The sequence below is a fragment of the Paraburkholderia sp. EG304 genome (assembly GCF_046543485.1).
In the GTDB taxonomy this organism is placed as follows: domain Bacteria; phylum Pseudomonadota; class Gammaproteobacteria; order Burkholderiales; family Burkholderiaceae; genus Paraburkholderia; species Paraburkholderia youngii.
Genome location: NZ_JBKGUA010000015.1, coordinates 78,988 through 96,852, shown reverse-complemented (window position 1 = coordinate 96,852; position 17,865 = coordinate 78,988). Strand labels below are relative to the sequence as shown.

Below are 17,865 nucleotides of genomic sequence, written 5' to 3'. Positions count from 1 at the left end.
AAAGCAAATAAGCGATACCGCAATAAAAAAGCACTGCTGTTGCCTGCCCACACAGTGCACAAAGACAACATCACTCGAAAAATGTCCGTGCCTTCAGCCATAACAGGATCGCGCGATTCCGCGCGGTTTTTCACTCAACCGAAAGTGCTCGTCATCGTGGCGACGCTATGCTGCCTGCTTTGGGGCAGTTCATACCCGGCAATTAAAATCGGCTACGCGTTACTCGGAATCACACAAAACGATATTCCTTCGAAGCTGATTTTCGCGGGCTACCGGTTCGTGCTCGCAGGGCTGTTGTTGTTGATTCTTGCTGCCTTTTCGAAGAAGCCTGTTTTCGAATTGAATCGGCGCAATAGCGGACAGCTGATGCTATTGGGCTTCACGCAAACGGCCATTCAATATGTTTTCTTCTATATCGGTCTCGCCTACACGACCGGCGTTCGCGGTTCGATCCTGAACTCGACGACGACCTTCTTCAGCGTGCTGCTTGCCCATTTCATCTATAAGAACGATAAGGTCTCGCCACGCAAAGCGCTTGGATGCCTGCTCGGATTCGTCGGCGTGATGGTCGTCAATTTCGGCGACGGGCTGTTTGAATTTGCGTTCACCTTGCTTGGCGAAGGCTTTATCGTGATTGCCGCATTCGTGCTATCCGCTGCATCGATTTACGGAAAGCGCATTTCGCAGAGCATGGACGTCATGGTCATGACGGGTTATCAGCTCGGGTTTGGCGGCGTCGTTCTGCTTGCGGCGGGGTACGCGACCGATGGTTCCTTGCACGCGTTCACGCTGGGATCGATGGCCTTGCTGGCCTACCTCGCGTTGCTGTCCGCAGCGGCCTTCACGTTGTGGAGTCTTCTGCTCAAATATAACCAGGTCGGCAAAGTTACCGTTTTCAATTTCCTGGTGCCGGTGTTCGGTACCGTGCTGTCCGCGATTTGTCTGAACGAGAACATCATGGAATTGAAGAATCTCGTCGCGCTGGTGCTGGTATGCGGGGGGATCTGGCTGGTTACGCGCTCGGCGCAACAGGGCGCTGGCTATTCGAAGGGCGGTGTCGCAGTGGGCTCTCAGGGTCGAGGCTGAGTTTGCGGGGTTCGGTAGGGTCGGCTTCGCGTCAAACGCTGTCCGACGCAACCGGCAACCCCTCCGTCCGCCACCGCAGCATCCCACCGGCAAGATTCGCCACCTTGCCGAACCCGGCTTTCGTCAGCAACACGCTCGCCTGCGCCGAGCGCACGCCGGACCGGCACACCGCGACCACCGGCCGCTCGCGATCCAGTTCTTCGAGCCGCCCTGTCAATTGCGACAGCGGCACCAGCTTCGCGTCCGGCAGATGCCCCAAACGATCGATGAACTCGGGCGCCTCGCGTACATCGACGATCTGAAACTTCGCGCCATGCTCGAGCAGCGCCATCGGCTCGATTTCCCACACGCCGCTAAAGCGCAGCGTCAACGGCGCCCAATCCGGTGTTTCGGTCGCAACTTCGGCGCCGCCTTCCGGCTGCCCGCAACGCATGTTCGCGGGCACCGCGACCGCCATCTGCTTCGGATGCGGCAAATTCAGGTTGTTCATGTACCCGGCAAAATCGCCAACGTCGACGTCGCCGCCCAGACGCGGATTGAAGCGCCGCTCCTCGGTCACGCTCGTCACCGTGATGCCGCGATAATCGTGCGCCGGATAAAGGAGGCAGCCGTCCGGCAGCGACAGGATCTGCTCGCGCACGGACGCGAACAACTGCTGCGGACTGCCCTGCTGGAAATCGGTGCGGCCACAGCCGCGAATCAGCAGGCTGTCGCCGGTAAAGGCCATGCTCTGATCGTCGAGCACGTAGGTCAGGCAGCCATTCGTATGGCCAGGCGTCGCGCGCACGGTCAGATGACGCGTGCCGAAGTCGATCCGGTCGCCATGCGCGAGCGGCCGCGTCACGCCTTCCGCCTCGACGACCGCGGCAAGCCCGATCTCGCTGCCGCAACGCAAACGCATGCGCCATGCGCCGGTTACGTGATCGGCGTGCACGTGGGTATCGAGCGTCGTGAGCAGCCAGAGGCCCAGCTCGCGCAGCAGTGCCTGGTCGCGCGGCACCTGCTCGTAGACGGGATCGATCAGCACTGCCTCGCCGCTGTCGCCGAGCAGGTACGTGTAGGTCGACGAAACAGGATCGAACAGCTGACGGAAAATCATCTGTATCTCTTAAGAAGATCGGCGAGGCGGCCGCGAACGGCCGCCGCACCGGACCTATCAGCGCGGTTGCTTGGTGGTGCGCAGATACGGTTTGATGGTCTTGAAACCAGGGAACACCTGCTGCGCCTCTTCGTTGCTGACCGCGGACGTGATGATCACGTCTTCGCCCTGCTTCCAGTTGACCGGCGTCGCGACCCTATGTTTGGCGGTCAGTTGGATCGAATCGAGCACACGCAGGATTTCGTCGAAGTTGCGGCCGGTGCTCATCGGGTAGGTCAGCGTCAGCTTGATCTTCTTGTCGGGACCGATGATGAAAACCGAGCGCACGGTCGCGTTGGTCGCGGCGGTGCGGCCCTCGCTGGTATCGCCCGCGTCGGCCGGCAGCATGTTGTACAGCTTGGCGATCGAGAGGTCGGTGTCGCCGATCATTGGGTACTTGACGGCGGCGCCTTGCGTTTCCTCGATGTCCTTGGCCCATTTTTCGTGGTCTTCGACCGGATCGACCGACAGCCCGATCAGCTTCGCGTTGCGCTTGGTGAACTCCGGCTCGATTTTCGCCATGTAGCCCAGTTCAGTCGTGCAAACCGGCGTGAAGTCTTTCGGATGAGAGAACAGGACCGCCCATTGGTCGCCGATCCAGTCATGGAAATCGATGGTGCCCTGCGTGGTCCGCGCGGTGAAGTTGGGCGCGGTGTCATTGATACGAAGTGACATATTGCCGTCCTGTGAAGTCGTGGTTAAGCGGAAGACCCGAGCGAGGCCAGTCTGCAACGGTCCAACACGAGCCCGGTAAATCTCGGGGATTGGAAATCACCAAGGCTCACAACGATAGATGAAGCTTTTGCGGCGCATACTCGCGCGGCAAGTAGCGCACCGCCGCATCGCGCAGTGAGAATTCAAATATAGCGCGTTACGCGCAAGCCCATGCTGACACCCATCGAAACCAGTCCGGCTGGCAGCTCCGGAACGGCTGACAGGAATGACGTTCATCGGTAAATCATGGACATGCGATGCGCCGGCGTGGGTGCGATAGCGCACAGATTTACCGGGCGCTACTTTGATCAGACCGTTCGGTCGTCGAATGCGCGGCGCTAATGCTCAGTGCCCGGCGCCGCCGTCTCGCCGTCGAGCCGCTTGCGCAACCAGGCACCGAATGCATCATGCACTTCGTTATGCCGCAGCGCGAAGTCGACGGTCGCCTGCAGGTAACCGAGTTTGGTCCCGCAGTCGTAGCGTTTGCCGACAAATTCATAGGCAAGCACCTGCTCTTCCTCGAGCATCGAATGAATGGCGGGCGTCAGTTGAATCTCGCCGTGAAGGCCGGGCCGCTGCGCGCGCAAATGGTCGAACACCGCTGGCATCAACACATAGCGCCCCGCGACGCCGAAGCACGAAGGCGCTTTTTCCGGCGCGGGCTTCTCGACGATGCTCGACACATTGATCACGCGCTCATCCCAATGTCGTCCGCCGACCACGCCGTGGGAACAAGCGCCGTCCGCTTCGAATTCCTCCACCCCGATCACCGACGAATCGTAATGGCTGAAGATGTGCACCATCTGCTCGAGAACGGGCGGTTGACCCTCGAGCAGATCGTCGGCGAGAACGACCGCGAACGGGTCGTCGCCGATCAGCTTTTGCGCGCACAACACCGCATGCCCGAGTCCGAGCGGCTCGGCTTGCCGGACATAGATGCAGTTGACGTTCGGTGGTTTGATGCTTTGCACGAGTTCGGCGAGGCTTTGCAGCCCGCGCGCCCGCAGCACGTGTTCGACTTCGTAGGATTTGTCGAAATGATCTTCGATCACGCGCTTACCGCGACCGGTGACGAAGATCAGCTCGGTGATACCTGCGGCAACCGCTTCTTCGACCGCGTATTGAATCAGCGGTTTGTCGATGACCGGCAGCATCTCCTTCGGACTCGCCTTCGTGGCCGGCAGAAAGCGCGTGTCGATTCCCGCGACCGGAAACACCGCCTTGTGAACTGCGAGCATGATGACCTCCTCGTCCGGCTGGTAGACGGAGCAGCGCGGCTGTAGAGCATGGCCGGATGCCGCCGGCTGGGCATCCCGCTTTGGCTGGCCAGTGCTGCGCGTCGGAGCGTGCGGTACTGATGAAGCGCTTGCAACAAACGTGGCTTCCGTCCGCTCGCAAACATCTGCTGAATGCTCGCCATGATGGCACGGTTTGCCGCGGGTGTGGATGTTCGCCGTTGTGGCGCGTCAGTGCACAGCGGCGGGCGACTCGGGTGAACCCGGGGTCGTCAAGGGGACAGACTCGGGATAAGCGGCTTTTAAGCTTGCAGGGCGTAACTTAGTACCCACGCGGAATGCCCGAATCCCTGTTCACATGCGGACGACGCACGTCCGATCCGACTTTGATATGAAAAAACGAGTGCGCTCGATTGACTTCATTCTGTTGACCGCCGCATCGGTGGGCCTCGTCATGTTTGTCGTCTGGCGAGTGGCGACGGTAAAGGGTTGGCTTTAGGGGTTCGCCGAAGCTCGGCGACACCATCGATCTGATCGATGGCAACAGGGCGACCAAGCAGTTCACGACGATCACGGTCGACGGCCGGAAGGCGACACCCGTCTATTCGGCTATCGGAGTGTCGGTGCACATCGATTCATAAGCCGGCCGGATGCCGGGTTGGATCGCGATGCGCGTCAACCGTGAGGTACAGACCGCGCAACGCGAGACATGATCGCTAATTTACAACTCGAAAAAACAAAGCAACTTCCAAAGCAGGAAATTTCGTGTGCGGAAAGCGCAATCGAGCTCATCGCCCTTGCCGCTGCTTGTGCCAACGCTGCATTCCCTTCGCAACGCTTCCAGTTGAAGGCAGCATAGATAGAAGACGGCTCGCTTTACCTCATTGTCGAAATTGGCGAGCCTCCCGTAGAGCAGTGCGCCGAATTGACTCTTGACTTGCCCGAGGACGCGGTTGTCAGTCGGCAGGCCCAATGAACGTCTGTCCGACAGAAGCTTCAACACGATCCAATAGGCATCCAGTGTCTTTGGATCCCTGGTCAAGACAGCCGTCAGGCCGCGCGGGTTCTCGCGATAAAAGTACACCGGATGACTGAGGCTCACATAGCCATTGGCCAGCGGAAGCAGGACCAGCGCGACGACCGAATCTTCATACGCCATGCCCACCGGAAACTGCACGCTTTTGAAAAGCTCGCGCTTGATGACTTTTCCCCACGGATAACCCGACAGATCGAAGACATCCGGATCAGCGCGAGTCGCGACCGAATCGCCGAAGACCTGCGTCCTATGTATTCTGTCCGTCACGTCGACGACCCAGTAACTGCCTTGCACGATATCGACGTCGTGTCGAAGTGCGGGAACGAGTAGGGTCTCGACGCAGTCCGGCGGCAGGTAGTCGTCCGCGTCGACGAACATCACGTATTTGCCTTTTGCGTGCCTGAGACCTTCGTTGCGGGCAAGGGCCACGCCGCTGTTCGCGATGTGCACCACGGTCACGCGGGGGCGATTCGCGTAGCGATCGAGAATGGCCGAAGAATCGTCCGTTGATCCATCATCGACGGCAATCAGTTCGTAGGCGAGTGAGGTGTTCTGGGTCAGAATCGAGTCAATGCACTTCAGCAGATAGGCTTGCGCGTTGTACACGGGCACGATGATGGAAAGCCATAGGCCCTCGTCCTCGTTCGTGCAGGCCAACTGCTGAGGAACTGACGGTCGATACGGTCTCAGTTTCTGTATGCGTGCCTCCAAAGACACTTTGTCCATTGGCTTTTTTCTGCCGTCGGCTGTCAGCTTGAGGGCCATGGCGACATAGGAAAGAGCGAATCGGGAGACCACATCGAGGCTCCTGGCAACGGCGTCCGAACCGGTCGCCCTGGCGACGTGCCTATAGACCTTGCTCATCCGTCCTCCGAGTCAAGCAGTGCCTGATACAGCCGTGGAGACCGATTTCGTTCATCGGCATCCTGGTGCTCCAGAAAACTCTTCAACCGAGGCGCAGCTGACCGAACAGGCGGTCCCAGATCGCCAGAACATGGGCAACGGAATAGCGATCCCGGATCGAGCGCGCGCCCCTGACGCCGAGCTCTTCGCGCAGCGCCTGGTCCGACAGCATCCGCCGCAGCCCGGCGGCGAGCGCTGTTGCATCGCCCGGTGGAATCAGCAGACCGTCCTGCCCGTCGCGCATCAACTCGCGCGGCCCGCTCGGGCAGTCGAACGAGACCGCCGGGACACCGAGCGCCATGCTCTCCATCAGCGCCACCGGCATCCCTTCGAAGCGGGACGACAGGACGAAAGCATCCGCGGCGGCCATCTCATCCCATGCAGCCTGGGTGCTGCCGGGCAGAAATACCCGCCTGGACAGATTGAGCTCGGCTATCTTCCGGGTGAGCATCGGCCGCTCGGGTCCTTCGCCCCAGATCCACAGATCCCAATCCTCGAAGTCGTGCGCGACCTTCGCGAAGGTTTCGATCAGCAGCTCGTAGTGCTTCTGGGGTTCCAGACGGCCAACCGAAATAAGGCGCTTTCTGCCTTCGACGCGTTGCGGCCTGGTCACGCTGAAAAGCTCGTCCGGAATCGGATTCGGCATCACGGCAATGCGAGGCGTGTCTCCCGAGCGCATCTTCTCGAACGGCGTTGCCATCGACTGGGAAAGGAACGTGAGCGCGGTGGCCCGCGGGTAGGTGAGCCGGCAAAGCAGCTTCCACAGCAACGGGCGGCCATCGGCCACCGGATCATTGTGCTCGCAGGCGATCACCGGAATGCGCAGGCCCCGTGAAGCCAGGATCACGTTGATGTTCACGTTGGTCAAAAACGACACGATGACGTCGGGCTGCTCTTGCACGAATAGCTTGCGCAACTCCGCCAGTCTCGCGATGTAGTTGACCCGTCGCAGCGGGCTATGCTTGACGCGGTCAGCCAGATAGACCATCCGCACCTTCTCGTCGATCGGAAAAAAACATCCACCGTGTTTGCTGTAGGTCGGCACGAGCGTAACGGTGTGATTGCGCTGGGCCCACGCGGCCGACAGCACCGCGGCAACCCGTTCGGCGCCGCCCGGCTCACCCATTGAGTTGACAACAAGAACAATTTTCACGTTTCGTAGTCTCTTGAACGGTCGATGGCCTAGCGCATTTCGCTGTCGTGCCGCGAAGTTGAACTGCCCCGCAGCATGCAGATCGCCAACACGAATGCGGTCACGTACATCAAAGCAAGTGAAATCTGCACACCTACGACCCCGAATAGGTGAACTAGCATGAAGCTGGCCCCTGCCTTCACCGCGAACGCCAGCAACGAGATATTTGTCACCAGCCTGAAGCGTCCTTCGCTGGCAAAGAGTTGCCACACCACCATCAACGCAAAATAGAACGGCACTTGCAAAAGCCCCCAACGAAATGCGCTTGCCACCCTCACCGTGTCTTCTGGCGTGAAGGCACCTCGCTGAAACAGAACGGCGATCGCAGTCGGAGCGAGGAACCACGACACCACCGCACAAACGAGACCCGCAGCGAGCGTAGCGAGCGCCCAGAAAAGGGCCGTTCGGCGCGCACGCCGCACATCTCCCTGCCTGCGGATGTCGGAGAAGATGGGCAGGGTGGCGCGCGCGGCAGCCATCGCCCCGACACTGAGCAACAACGCGAGTACGCGGTTCGCATAGCCAAGCGTGCTATTCGACCCCGCTTCGAGATTCGCCACCAGGTATTGGTCGAGCGGTCCGGCGAAACAGACGGCGACCTGGCCGACCATGAGGGTGCGCATGGACAGCCACGCTTCGCCCAGATGCGGAGAGCGCATGGAGAGTCTGACCCGGCTCGACACGCCGTCGGTCCGTCCCGCAAGCCACCTGAGACAAAGCATCTGTAGCGCCAGGCCGACGACAGTTCCGAAGACGATCGACACGAGGCCCGCGCCGGGCGAAGCCACGAGCACGCTCACCAGAATCACCGCGGCAGGCAGCCCCTCGAGCAATGTATTCACATGCTTTTCGTTCGCCTGAAGCCGCGCGGCATAAATGCCTGCGCCGAGCGTCAGTAAACCTGTGGGCGCAAGCCAGTACATCATTTCCCGGGACAAGTCGCGCGTCGTCGACGGCGCATCCGACCCAAGGTGCTGCATCACGAACGGCCAGCAGAGGTATAGGACGATAGCAACCAGAAGACCGCTCACTAGCGCCGCCCCTTCCAGCTCGCCGACGAACTGCGCCACGTCTTCCTTCTTTTGCGCGCGCAGGTTGACGAACATCGGAACGAGCACCACACCTGCCACGGACAGCAATGTGGTTGGCAGCCAGTTCACCATCGAAAACGTGAACTGATACGCATCGACAATGCTGCTGACTCCATACTTGTACGCAATCGCCACTTCCTTCAGCGCGCCGGCACATTTCCCGATGAGCACGAACGCGGAGACGCGCGCCAGGCTTCGTGCGATGCGTGCATGGTCAGGATGCGTATTGAGTACGCGCTCGCGCCAGCGAGTCAGTTGGAACATCAGTGCGCTCACCATCGTCTGGGCCGTCCAATTGCGTGTGCGGAAAACTTCGCAGTGGCCAGTATTTCCGCTGGCGCTTGGTTGCGCGGCGCCGACGACGCCGTGGACACCTTCCTTTCGCTCATGGAGTTCCTCAGGGCGCGAAGACCGAAGCCCACATGCTTCGCACCTAGGGGTCTTCCGAATCGCAGGATTTAGACCGCCGCGGGACGCGTCCGGCCACGCAAAACGTCGGTGAAACATAGCAGTCACTGCGTCCCTATTAATGTTTGACAACGCACATTGACAGGTACCTATTTCCTCTACATTCACCCGGGTGCGCAGAAAGTACCGGAATAGCGAATAGCCATAGCATGAGTACGCAAATAACGATGCGGTCGAACGCAATTCATCGCAGCGCGTTGTTCGTCGCGCTGCTGCTGTGCTCACTGACGAGCCATGGACCATATGTCGTGATGACAGGCATTCTGCTGCTTATGGCAATGTGCATGAGCGACGCGAAGGCCCGCGAGGCATTGTTCAGTATTCGATGCGTGGCTCTTGTGTCGCTTTCCGCAACTGTCATTACCGCGTGCTATCTGTGGTTTCTCGCAGTACCACACGGGAACGCTTCGTACAATCTCGAGAAATCCGCGACGAACAACTACATTTTCTTCTTGCTTGACATCGGGTTTCTTGCGTCATTCGCTGCGTTGATTTCAACACGCATCGGCGAAGTCACGACAGCTGTCTCGAGGTTGCTAGTGCTCAATTGCTCCGTGCTGTTCCTGCAGACAGCAACGCTGCTCATCAGCGGCCAGTACATCGACTTTACCAAGCCGATTACGGGTGACGCGTCGCGGTACCAGAATTGGGAGTCCGTGCATCCCGTTTTCGCATTCCGGCCGACGGGTCTGTATATAGAACCTTCGACGTTCGCCGCGGCCGTGGGAACCATGGCTATCGGCTATATCCTGCTTTCCAGGGCGAGAGGAAAGACGCCGTCTACGCTGCCCATCGCGCTGACCGTGCTATCCATGCTCATCACGCAGTCAGCTGCGGCGGTTGTACAGGCGGTGGTGTTGATTGCAGCCTTGATGGTCACGCACTCGCGCCGCACGAGAGCGTGGGCGACGGCAATACTCGCATTGATCGCCGTGGCCTCGCCGGGATTGATTGCGGCTTACGTCAATAGCTTCATGCTCAAAATCGACGCGGATTCAGGACTGCGATTGCGGCTGCTGTCGTACGTCTACGAAGTGCGCCATGGATGGGATTTTCTGCTGGGCTACGGCCCCTTCTCCGTCGAATACGACCTGTTCGATGTCTCGGAACACACATCGACTTTTGTTGCATCGCTTAACGACGCAGGATTGCTCAATTTCTTCGTCGTGCAGCTTGGCATCGTAGGACTCGCAATTCCTATCGGCATATTCCTGGTCATGAAAAAGGACATTGCCAATCTGTGCTTTTTCGGTCTGCTGATGTCATCAAAGCTGTCGTACACCTCGCCGCTTCTCTACTTCGGGCTCCTGCCCCTTGTATTGCGACTGGGGGCATCGCAGGACAATACCCATTCGGCTGCCGGCCATCGGGATGTCGATGTTGAGGGTGGAGAACCGGATTTGCTACTTGCGCCGCGCTCGCCATAAGTTTCGATCTGCGGCCGGTACTCGATCTTCTCGCGTCCCGGCCTGCGAGGTTTGTGTTGCCCTCACGTGCGATCAAACCCGAACCCGAACGCCTGGCCGCGCGTCGAGTAGACGTGCCGGTAGCTTGCCCAGCAGCGCTCGATTGAAAAGCGTGAGGCCATTCGCGTACGCGCCTGCCTGCCGAGCTGTTCGCGTCCCTCGCGGTCGAGTGAAAGCAGGCTAACGATACCAGCGGCAAGCGCCTCCGGATCGCCGCTCGGCACCAGACGGCCGGTTTCTCCCATCAATGCCGCGGTATCGCCCACATCGGTCGCCACGCAGGGGACACCGCATGCCATCGCTTCGCCGACCACCGTCGGCAGTCCCTCGCTTCGTGACGATAGACAGAAGACGTCCAAAGCGGACATCAGCAGGTGCACGTCGTTGCTTGCGCCCGTAAGTCGACAAACGTCCCTGATGCCCGCGCGGTCGATCATCGCCGTGAGTTCCCGATTGCTCTCGTCAAGGCCCCGGCCAATCATGACGAAGCGGCAATCCGGCTCCATTGCAGACACCCTCGCTACGGCATTGATGAAAGTGCCATAGTCCTTGGCAGGATCGTAGCGGCCGACTATGCCGACAATCTTCGTCGCGGGATCCAGTCCGAGCGCCTTGCGCAACGGATCGCTGTCGCGCCGGCGCGGCTTGAACAGTTCGAGATCGAACCCGTTGAAAATCACCTGCATCCGCGTACTGCAATAGCCGCCTCGGACGTGCGAGATGCGCGCCGCTTCAGCGCAGCAGATGATCACGTCGGGCAGGCGCGTGGACAGCCACGCACAGAACTTCGCGACGATTGCCAGCTTCGTGCCCGAACGCAGCGATGGGAACTCGGTCTGATGCACCCCCCAGGCGAGCCTGAAGGTACCGCCTCGTGGTCCGCCCCGCCCCGCGACGATCCGGGCGACCCGCGCAGCGATTCCGCCAAACAGGTCCGCGTGATACATCCAGGTTTGCACAACGTCAGGACGCAGTTCGACCAGCCAGCGCACGAGGCGAAACAGCATGAGCGGATTGGGCAAACTTCGCGACATGCCGAGTATCCGCACTTCGACACCGAGCGATCGTATGCGCTCGCTCATCGTGTCGAGTGACGACATGGAGATCACCGTGTGCTGGACACCGTCTCGCTGCGACGCCTGGATCAGCCGATAGAGCATCATTTCGGCTCCGCCTACCCGCAGCCCGGAGATGACATGGACGATTCTCATGGCGATGTCCCCTCCGGCGGTGTTGCCACCAAGCCTGCAACCGGCACCGGCACCGGCGCCGGGACCGGCGAGGCGGCGCCCAACTCCTGATAGATCGACAGCAACTTGCCGAGCACGATGTTCTCGTCGAACTCGGTTTGCACCTTCGCTCTCGCCGCAAGGCCCAGCTTGACGCCGAGCGCGCGATCGTCGTCGAGCATGCGGATCGCGTCGGCAAGCGCTTTGGGGTCTCGCGCCGGAATGAGAATGCCATCGTCGCCGTTGCGGCTCACCACTTCGCGGCAGCCGGGCGCATCGGTCGTGATGAGCGGTAGTGCGCACGCTGCGCCTTCGATTAGCGTCGTCGGCAAACCTTCCCGATAGTAGCTCGGTAACACGACCACATCGACCTCCGAAAGCAAGGCGGGCATATCGCTGACGTGCCCCAGCCAGGTAAGCAGGTTGTCGCGGTGCCATTCCTCGATCTGGCTGCGCTGAATCGCGGCTGGATTGCCCTCGTCGGGAGAGCCCGCCAGCAGGAAAATCACCGAACGGCCTTCGCTCTTCAGTATCCGAGACGCTTCGACGAATTCGCCAATGCCTTTTTCCCAGATCAGCCTCGCCGCCAGCACGATGCGCAACGGCGCACCTTTTTTCGTCTCGGCCGGCTCGCGCGGCCGGTAGCGTGTCAGATTCACGCCCGCGCCCCTCACGAGCCGCACCGCCCGGTCCGCAGCGATGCGCGACTGCTTGAAGAGCGCGACGTCCGACGAATTCTGCAGAACGACGGCGGAGTGTTTCCCATTGAAGGCGAAGCGCATGAGATTGCTCACCACGGGACGCAGCATGCGGGCGCGCAGCTCATCGCTCGTGAACACGTAACCGAGGCCATCGATGCCGTTGACGCGAATCGTCACGCCGGCCAGCCGCGCCGCAAGCGAGCTATAGACTGCGCCCTTGATCGTAAAGCCGTGGACGAGCAGCGGACGCTCGCGTCTGAAAACCCGTGCGAGCCACAGAATGAGGCCGATCTCGCGCCATGGATTGAGGCTGCGCCGTTCCATCGGAATCGCCTCCCAGGTAAAGCCGAGAGCGCGAAGCTTCGGGCCATAGCTGCCGTCGGGCGATAGCAGAATTACCTCGAAGCCGCGCTCTCGCAGAGCTTGTGCGAGTGACAAGCGGAAGTTGAACAGATACCAGTCCGTGTTCGCGAGAAGAATGACTTTATTCGTCGGCACTATCGTCCTCCGGAAAAATGATTAACCCAGCCGCAACTGGGCGAACAGGCGGTCCCAGATCGTCAGAATATGGGCAACGGAATAGCGATCCCGGATCGAGCGCGCGCCCCTGACGCCGAGCTCTTCGCGCAGCGCCTGGTCCGACAGCATGCGCCGCAGCCCGGCGGCGAGCGCGGTTGCATCGCCCGGTGGAATCAGCAGACCGTCCTGCCCGTCGCGCATCAACTCGCGCGGCCCGCTCGGGCAGTCGAACGAGACCGCCGGGACACCGAGCGCCATGCTCTCCATCAGCGCCACCGGCATCCCTTCGAAGCGGGACGACAGGACGAAAGCATCCGCGGCGGCCATCTCATCCCATGCAGCCTGGGTGCTGCCGGGCAGAAATATCCGCCTGGACAGATTGAGCTCGGCTATCTTCCGGGTGAGCATCGGCCGCTCGGGGCCTTCGCCCCAGATCCACAGATCCCAATCCTCGAAGTCGTGCGCGACCTTCGCGAAGGTTTCGATCAGCAGCTCGTAGTGCTTCTGGGGTTGCAGGCGACCAACCGAAATAAGGCGCTTTCTGCCTTCGACGCGCTGCGGCCTGGTCATGCTGAAAAGCTCGTCCGGAATCGGATTCGGCATCACGGCAATGCGAGGCGTGTCTCCCGAGCGCATCTTCTCGAACGGCGTTGCCATCGACTGGGAAAGGAACGTGAGCGCGGTGGCCCGCGGGTAGGTGAGCCGGCAAAGCAGCTTCCACAGCAACGGGCGGCCATCGGCCACCGGATCGTTGTGCTCGCAGGCGATCACCGGAATGTGCAGGCCCCGTGAAGCCAGGATCACGTTGATGTTCACGTTGGTCAAAAACGACACGATGACGTCGGGCTGCTCTTGCACGAATAGCTTGCGCAACTCCGCCAGTCTCGCGATGTAGTTGACCCGTCGCAGCGGGCTATGCTTGACGCGGTCAGCCAGATAGACCATCCGCACCTTCTCGTCGATCGGAAAAAAACATCCACCGTGTTTGCTGTAGGTCGGCACGAGCGTGACGGTGTGATTGCGCTGGGCCCACGCGGCCGACAGCACCGCGGCAACCCGTTCGGCGCCGCCCGGTCCTCCCATTGAATTGACGACAAGAACAATCTTCACGTTTCGTTGTCTCCCCGGAACGGTCAAACGCTTAGCGTGTTGCGCGGTTGAAAACTGCAAACCCACTGGCCCGAATTGGCGGCCCAGCACGAAGTCGCCCGCCACCTTTACGGCGAACGCGAGTAACGAGATGTTTGTCGCACGAGCACGAGACCGGCTAAAGAGAGCAACGTCGCGAGTAGCCGGTTCACCGTCGTGAAGTCGAACTGATAGGTGTCGACGATGTCAGTTCACGCGGTCCGTGTGCTGGCTCGTCGCATATATGTGGCTGCCGTAGCGCCCCGGATGCAGGTACTTCACGCTGCGTACGGCGAAGCCGTTAAGCATCACGCCATGTATCCGGGTGCCGACCTGGGCAAAGCGCCTTGCCGTTTCCTCGATTTCCGCAAGACGGGTTTCCGAGAACCGTGCCACCAGAAAGACCGATCCTGCGTGCGGCGCGATAATGCCGGCGTCCGAGACGGCAAGCGCCGGCGCCGAATCGAGCAGTACGATGTCGTAACGCGCCGACGCATCCCGCATCAGGCTGTCGAAAGCGACGCTATTGAGCAATTCGGCCGGATTGGCGGGATAGTCGCCACACGGCAAAATGTCGAGATTCGGTAAAACCTCTCGTGTGGCACGCTCGACAGTCAGTGACGGGTCCGCGAGAACTTCCGCGAGTCCCCGGCCGGACGGAAGTCCAAAACTGCGATGCAGCGCGCCCCTGCGCAAGTCACAGTCGACGAGCAGCACGCGTTTTCCGGTCATCGCCAGGATCACCGCAAGGTTCGCGGCGACGAACGACTTTCCGACCTGTGGCATCGGACCCGCCACCATGACGATGTTGTTGCGCGCACTCGCCAACATATATTGCAGGGCGGAGCGGAACGAACGCAGGCTTTCCGCCGCCGGATCGGACGGGTGCCGGCAGGCGAGAATCAGGTCGCGCGCGTCGGTAGCATTCGCTTTGGTCTGAAGCTCGTCCTGCTTTGCGCTATGCGGCACCATTCCGTACACCATCAGACCGGTGCGAGCTTCGACTTGTTCAGGCTCGGTCACCCCAGCGAAAAGCAACTCGCGGACAAACGAGATCGCGACGCCCGCAAGCAGGCCGAGCAACAACGACGCAGCGAGTACTAGTGAACGCACGGGCCGCACCGGATGTTCGGGGATGATCGCGGGATCGATGATCTGCGCGAAGCCCGCTTTGCTGGCCTGAATGAGCCGAAGTTGCTCGACATTGTTCCGCGCCGCCGTGTAAAGGTCGGTCGTCATTCTCACGTCGCGCATCAGGGCAAGCGCGTCCTGTTGCTCCGTCGGCATGGCATTGACGCGCGCTCTCCCCGCTTCAAGGTACTGCTTCGTCATCGCGATCTGCGCATCGAGCGACGCTACGGCTGGATAGGACGGCGCGTATCGCGCTGCCAGTTCGGCACGGGTGCGCTGCAGCGTGAGCAACTGCGCCTCGGCATCGGAGACTCTCTGCAGATTTAGCCGGCCTTCTTCAGTCGCATCGACGAGACCGAGCGAATTGCGATACGCAGTGTAGCGGTGCTCGGCCGCAACCATTTGCGCTTGCATAGCGGGCAACTGGCTCTCCAGGAACCTCAGCGAATTTGCCGCGATGGTCGCATTCCGGTCGTTATTTTCACGCACGTATTGCGCGCCGAGCGCGTTCAACGTCTGGCTAAGCAGCTCCGGATCACTGCCGCGCATGGAGACGCTCACGACGTTCGACTTTTCGCCTTGCTCCGTGATCTGCAGATTCTTCTGCATATCGTCAATCACGTCCTGGCGCGACAAGCGCTTCAGATCGAACCGGATACCGGGCGCCGCCGTGATCGTGTCGATGCGCAACGTCACATCGCCTTTGGTCGTCGCGACGGTTTCGGTCTGACCCACGGTGCCGACGAAGGGCCTGTCGAGCTCACTACCGCTCAGCTCGTATCGGCCCGCGGACAGCGCGGTCAGCGTTAGCTTGCGGTCTTCCAGCTCGCGAGGAACTTTGAATGCGCCAATCTTGACCTGTTCTCTACCCCACGCGTAGCCGCCAATGGAGCCAAAGACCGATTTCGAGAGATCACTTGCATGGCTCGCGAGCCACGCGCCGATCACAGGAAAGCGACGCGGTCCTGAAACAACGTCGAGCTCGAGCTCGTCGACCACATGTGCGACGGTCTGGCGCGACTGGATCACCTGCATCTCTCCCGTCGTCTTCGACCTTGCATCGAACGCAGGCGAAACCATCGACATCAGTTCCGGACGCGAGGAGGGCTGCGCTTCAGGCAACTGATCGATCTTGACGAGAATGTTCGACTGATAAACCGGCGACGTGAGCGCTACGACGCCACCGACAAAGAGGCAGACAACCGTTGTAACTGCAATCGTCAGCCGGCGTCGCGAAATCACATCGAGTATTTGCGAAAGATTGCCGTGGCTGGATAGCGCCGACGACGGCATCGATATCTGCTTTTCGTTCATGGAGATCCCCAGGACAGACAGACACCATAAGTCACTGCTTCGCGCAGAAACACTCCGTCCGTTGTGAAGCATCAGATCAGCCGCGCAGCAGGCCTACGGTAGCCAAAATCGTTTCGGTAGAACGTACCAGTGGGCCGGTCCCGTTTGTGTATGGAAACGAACATTGATGGGTACCTTTTTCCCGTACCTTTTGTACCCGTCGGTAGCAAATGCCGGACTAATAAAAAGACTGCTCGCCACAAAATGGCTTTAATCGTCGAGGAATTCGCGTTTTGTGTGTGAGAGACAGTCATCAGGTCAACACCATCGAGGCGAGAGAGATGCCGAACTTAATATTTGGCCTATTAGTGTGCTTTCTGATTACTTTTATCGTCGTCAAAAGCGCTCGGCTAGGTGGCGGCATTGGTCTCGACAACCAACTCGATGGCGTGCAAAAGATGCACGCTACGGCGGTGCCCCGTGTGGGTGGGATCGCGGTCGCGCTCGCGGTCGCGCTAACACTAGCGCTCGGCGCATTGCTCGGCAGTAATCCGCGCATGGAGGTTTTTAAATTGCTTCTATGCGCATTGCCAGTTTTTCTCGGCGGTATCATCGAGGACTTCACCAAGCAGGTAAGTCCAGCGGCGCGATTGCTATGTGCAATCGTTTCTGCGGCAATTGGCGATCTTGCGCTAGGGGCCGTCGTCGATCGTGTGGATCTTCCACTGATAGATTCCCTTCTTGTCTATTCGCCGATCGCGCTGGGCCTCACTTTGCTCATGGTGTCCGGCTTGACCAACGCGTTTAATCTAATCGACGGCTTCAACGGATTGGCCGGTGGAGTGGCAGTTCTGATGCTGGCCTCGATTGGTTTCGTCGCACATCAGGTCGACGACTGGCTGATTCTCAGCGTGTCCCTGACGATGATCGGCGCCATCCTGGGCTTCCTCGTGTGGAACTACCCATCCGCGGCGATCTTCCTCGGCGACGGGGGTGCCTACTTCATCGGCTTTACGATTGCCGAACTCGTCGTTCTCCTTATAGCGCGTCATCCGAATGTCTCCGCCTGGTACGCTGTCGTCGTGACGATTTATCCGATCTTCGAAACCGTCTTCACGATCTACCGGCGGCGCATTGTGCGCGGCTGCGCGGCAGGCGAGCCTGACGGCATCCATTTGCACACGTTGATCTTCAGGCGGATGGTGCGCCGCGCAGCTCATCCCGAAACGACACGCCAGCGCACGAGGCGCAACGCGAGAACGTCGCCATATCTTTGGACGATTAGCCTCATCAGCATCGTGCCGGCGACGTTCCTTTGGAATAACGAAGTAGCGCTCTTTGCGACCGCGATAACCTTCATGGCGGTCTACGTCTGGCTGTATGTATCGATCGTCAAATTCAGGGCACCGCGCTGGCTCGTGATTTACATGCCGCGCGATTCGTTGCCCGCTCCAAGCGAAACACCGGCTAATCACCCCGCTGAGCAGCCATCCCAGGCAGAATAAATTCGCATATCAACTGGACAGAGCGGACCA

At 60.1% G+C, this 17,865-nt stretch carries 13 protein-coding genes; 3 read left to right on the top strand and 10 right to left on the bottom strand.

From position 1 onward, the window contains the following. Positions 1-81 precede the first annotated feature (81 nt). Positions 82-1,086, top strand: a complete 1,005-nt coding sequence (locus ACLFKU_RS19340) for a DMT family transporter (protein ID WP_410850201.1) — start codon at positions 82-84, stop codon at positions 1,084-1,086. Positions 1,087-1,117: 31 nt separating this feature from the next. On the opposite strand, the gene ACLFKU_RS19335 is transcribed toward ACLFKU_RS19340, so the two are convergent. The 6 genes from ACLFKU_RS19335 to murJ all read right to left on the bottom strand — a co-directional run bounded on the left by ACLFKU_RS19335 (position 1,118) and on the right by murJ (position 8,659). Continuing rightward, on the bottom strand, positions 1,118-2,185 hold the full coding sequence (locus ACLFKU_RS19335; RefSeq protein ID WP_410850149.1) for a rhodanese-like domain-containing protein: 1,068 nt from the start codon (positions 2,183-2,185) through the stop codon (positions 1,118-1,120). 57 nt (positions 2,186-2,242) lie between these two features. Then, a complete protein-coding gene (locus tag ACLFKU_RS19330) occupies positions 2,243-2,899 on the bottom strand; it encodes a peroxiredoxin (protein WP_410850148.1) in 657 nt (218 codons plus the stop codon). Between the two features lie 377 nt (positions 2,900-3,276). Beyond that, positions 3,277-4,176, bottom strand: coding sequence for a UTP--glucose-1-phosphate uridylyltransferase GalU (gene galU / locus ACLFKU_RS19325; RefSeq protein WP_368583150.1), 900 nt, complete (start codon positions 4,174-4,176; stop codon positions 3,277-3,279). Between the two features lie 718 nt (positions 4,177-4,894). Further along, positions 4,895-6,073: a glycosyltransferase family 2 protein gene (locus tag ACLFKU_RS19320; protein ID WP_410850147.1), complete on the bottom strand. Its 1,179-nt coding sequence runs from the start codon at positions 6,071-6,073 to the stop codon at positions 4,895-4,897. Between the two features lie 82 nt (positions 6,074-6,155). After that, positions 6,156-7,265, bottom strand: coding sequence for a glycosyltransferase family 4 protein (locus ACLFKU_RS19315; RefSeq protein ID WP_410850146.1), 1,110 nt, complete (start codon positions 7,263-7,265; stop codon positions 6,156-6,158). Between the two features lie 29 nt (positions 7,266-7,294). Beyond that, positions 7,295-8,659, bottom strand: coding sequence for a murein biosynthesis integral membrane protein MurJ (gene murJ, locus ACLFKU_RS19310; RefSeq protein ID WP_410850145.1), 1,365 nt, complete (start codon positions 8,657-8,659; stop codon positions 7,295-7,297). 353 nt (positions 8,660-9,012) lie between these two features. On the opposite strand from murJ, the gene ACLFKU_RS19305 reads away from it, so the two are divergent. Further along, the gene (locus ACLFKU_RS19305; RefSeq protein WP_368583154.1) at positions 9,013-10,290 is read left to right on the top strand and encodes a hypothetical protein; all 1,278 of its coding nucleotides are present in this window, start codon (positions 9,013-9,015) and stop codon (positions 10,288-10,290) included. A gap of 62 nt (positions 10,291-10,352) precedes the next feature. On the opposite strand, the gene ACLFKU_RS19300 is transcribed toward ACLFKU_RS19305, so the two are convergent. The 4 genes from ACLFKU_RS19300 to ACLFKU_RS19285 all read right to left on the bottom strand — a co-directional run bounded on the left by ACLFKU_RS19300 (position 10,353) and on the right by ACLFKU_RS19285 (position 16,351). After that, positions 10,353-11,540 (bottom strand): glycosyltransferase family 4 protein, encoded by a 1,188-nt coding sequence (locus tag ACLFKU_RS19300; RefSeq protein ID WP_410850144.1) that lies wholly within the window; start codon positions 11,538-11,540, stop codon positions 10,353-10,355. After that, positions 11,537-12,757 (bottom strand): glycosyltransferase family 4 protein, encoded by a 1,221-nt coding sequence (locus ACLFKU_RS19295; protein ID WP_368583156.1) that lies wholly within the window; start codon positions 12,755-12,757, stop codon positions 11,537-11,539. Before ACLFKU_RS19295 ends, ACLFKU_RS19300 begins: the two co-directional genes overlap by 4 nt. Positions 12,758-12,778: 21 nt before the next feature. Continuing rightward, the gene (locus ACLFKU_RS19290; protein WP_368583157.1) at positions 12,779-13,888 is read right to left on the bottom strand and encodes a glycosyltransferase family 4 protein; all 1,110 of its coding nucleotides are present in this window, start codon (positions 13,886-13,888) and stop codon (positions 12,779-12,781) included. 225 nt (positions 13,889-14,113) lie between these two features. After that, entirely contained in the window at positions 14,114-16,351 is a 2,238-nt protein-coding gene (locus ACLFKU_RS19285) for a polysaccharide biosynthesis tyrosine autokinase (RefSeq protein WP_368583158.1), read from the bottom strand. Positions 16,352-16,629: 278 nt separating this feature from the next. Here ACLFKU_RS19285 and ACLFKU_RS19280 point away from each other — a divergent pair, with 278 nt between their 5' ends. Next, a complete protein-coding gene (locus ACLFKU_RS19280) occupies positions 16,630-17,835 on the top strand; it encodes an MraY family glycosyltransferase (protein WP_410850143.1) in 1,206 nt (401 codons plus the stop codon). The last annotated feature ends 30 nt before the right edge of the window (positions 17,836-17,865 follow it).

Excerpts from the sequence above, each read along its gene's own strand:
- ACLFKU_RS19340 (WP_410850201.1), top strand. The coding sequence starts at position 82 with ATGTCCGTGCCTTCAGCCATAACAGGATCGCGCGATTCCGCGCGGTTT.
- ACLFKU_RS19335 (WP_410850149.1), bottom strand. The coding sequence starts at position 2,185 with ATGATTTTCCGTCAGCTGTTCGATCCTGTTTCGTCGACCTACACGTAC.
- ACLFKU_RS19330 (WP_410850148.1), bottom strand. The coding sequence starts at position 2,899 with ATGTCACTTCGTATCAATGACACCGCGCCCAACTTCACCGCGCGGACC.
- galU (WP_368583150.1), bottom strand. The coding sequence starts at position 4,176 with ATGCTCGCAGTTCACAAGGCGGTGTTTCCGGTCGCGGGAATCGACACG.
- ACLFKU_RS19320 (WP_410850147.1), bottom strand. The coding sequence starts at position 6,073 with ATGAGCAAGGTCTATAGGCACGTCGCCAGGGCGACCGGTTCGGACGCC.
- murJ (WP_410850145.1), bottom strand. The coding sequence starts at position 8,659 with ATGTTCCAACTGACTCGCTGGCGCGAGCGCGTACTCAATACGCATCCT.
- ACLFKU_RS19305 (WP_368583154.1), top strand. The coding sequence starts at position 9,013 with ATGAGTACGCAAATAACGATGCGGTCGAACGCAATTCATCGCAGCGCG.
- ACLFKU_RS19300 (WP_410850144.1), bottom strand. The coding sequence starts at position 11,540 with ATGAGAATCGTCCATGTCATCTCCGGGCTGCGGGTAGGCGGAGCCGAA.
- ACLFKU_RS19285 (WP_368583158.1), bottom strand. The coding sequence starts at position 16,351 with ATGAACGAAAAGCAGATATCGATGCCGTCGTCGGCGCTATCCAGCCAC.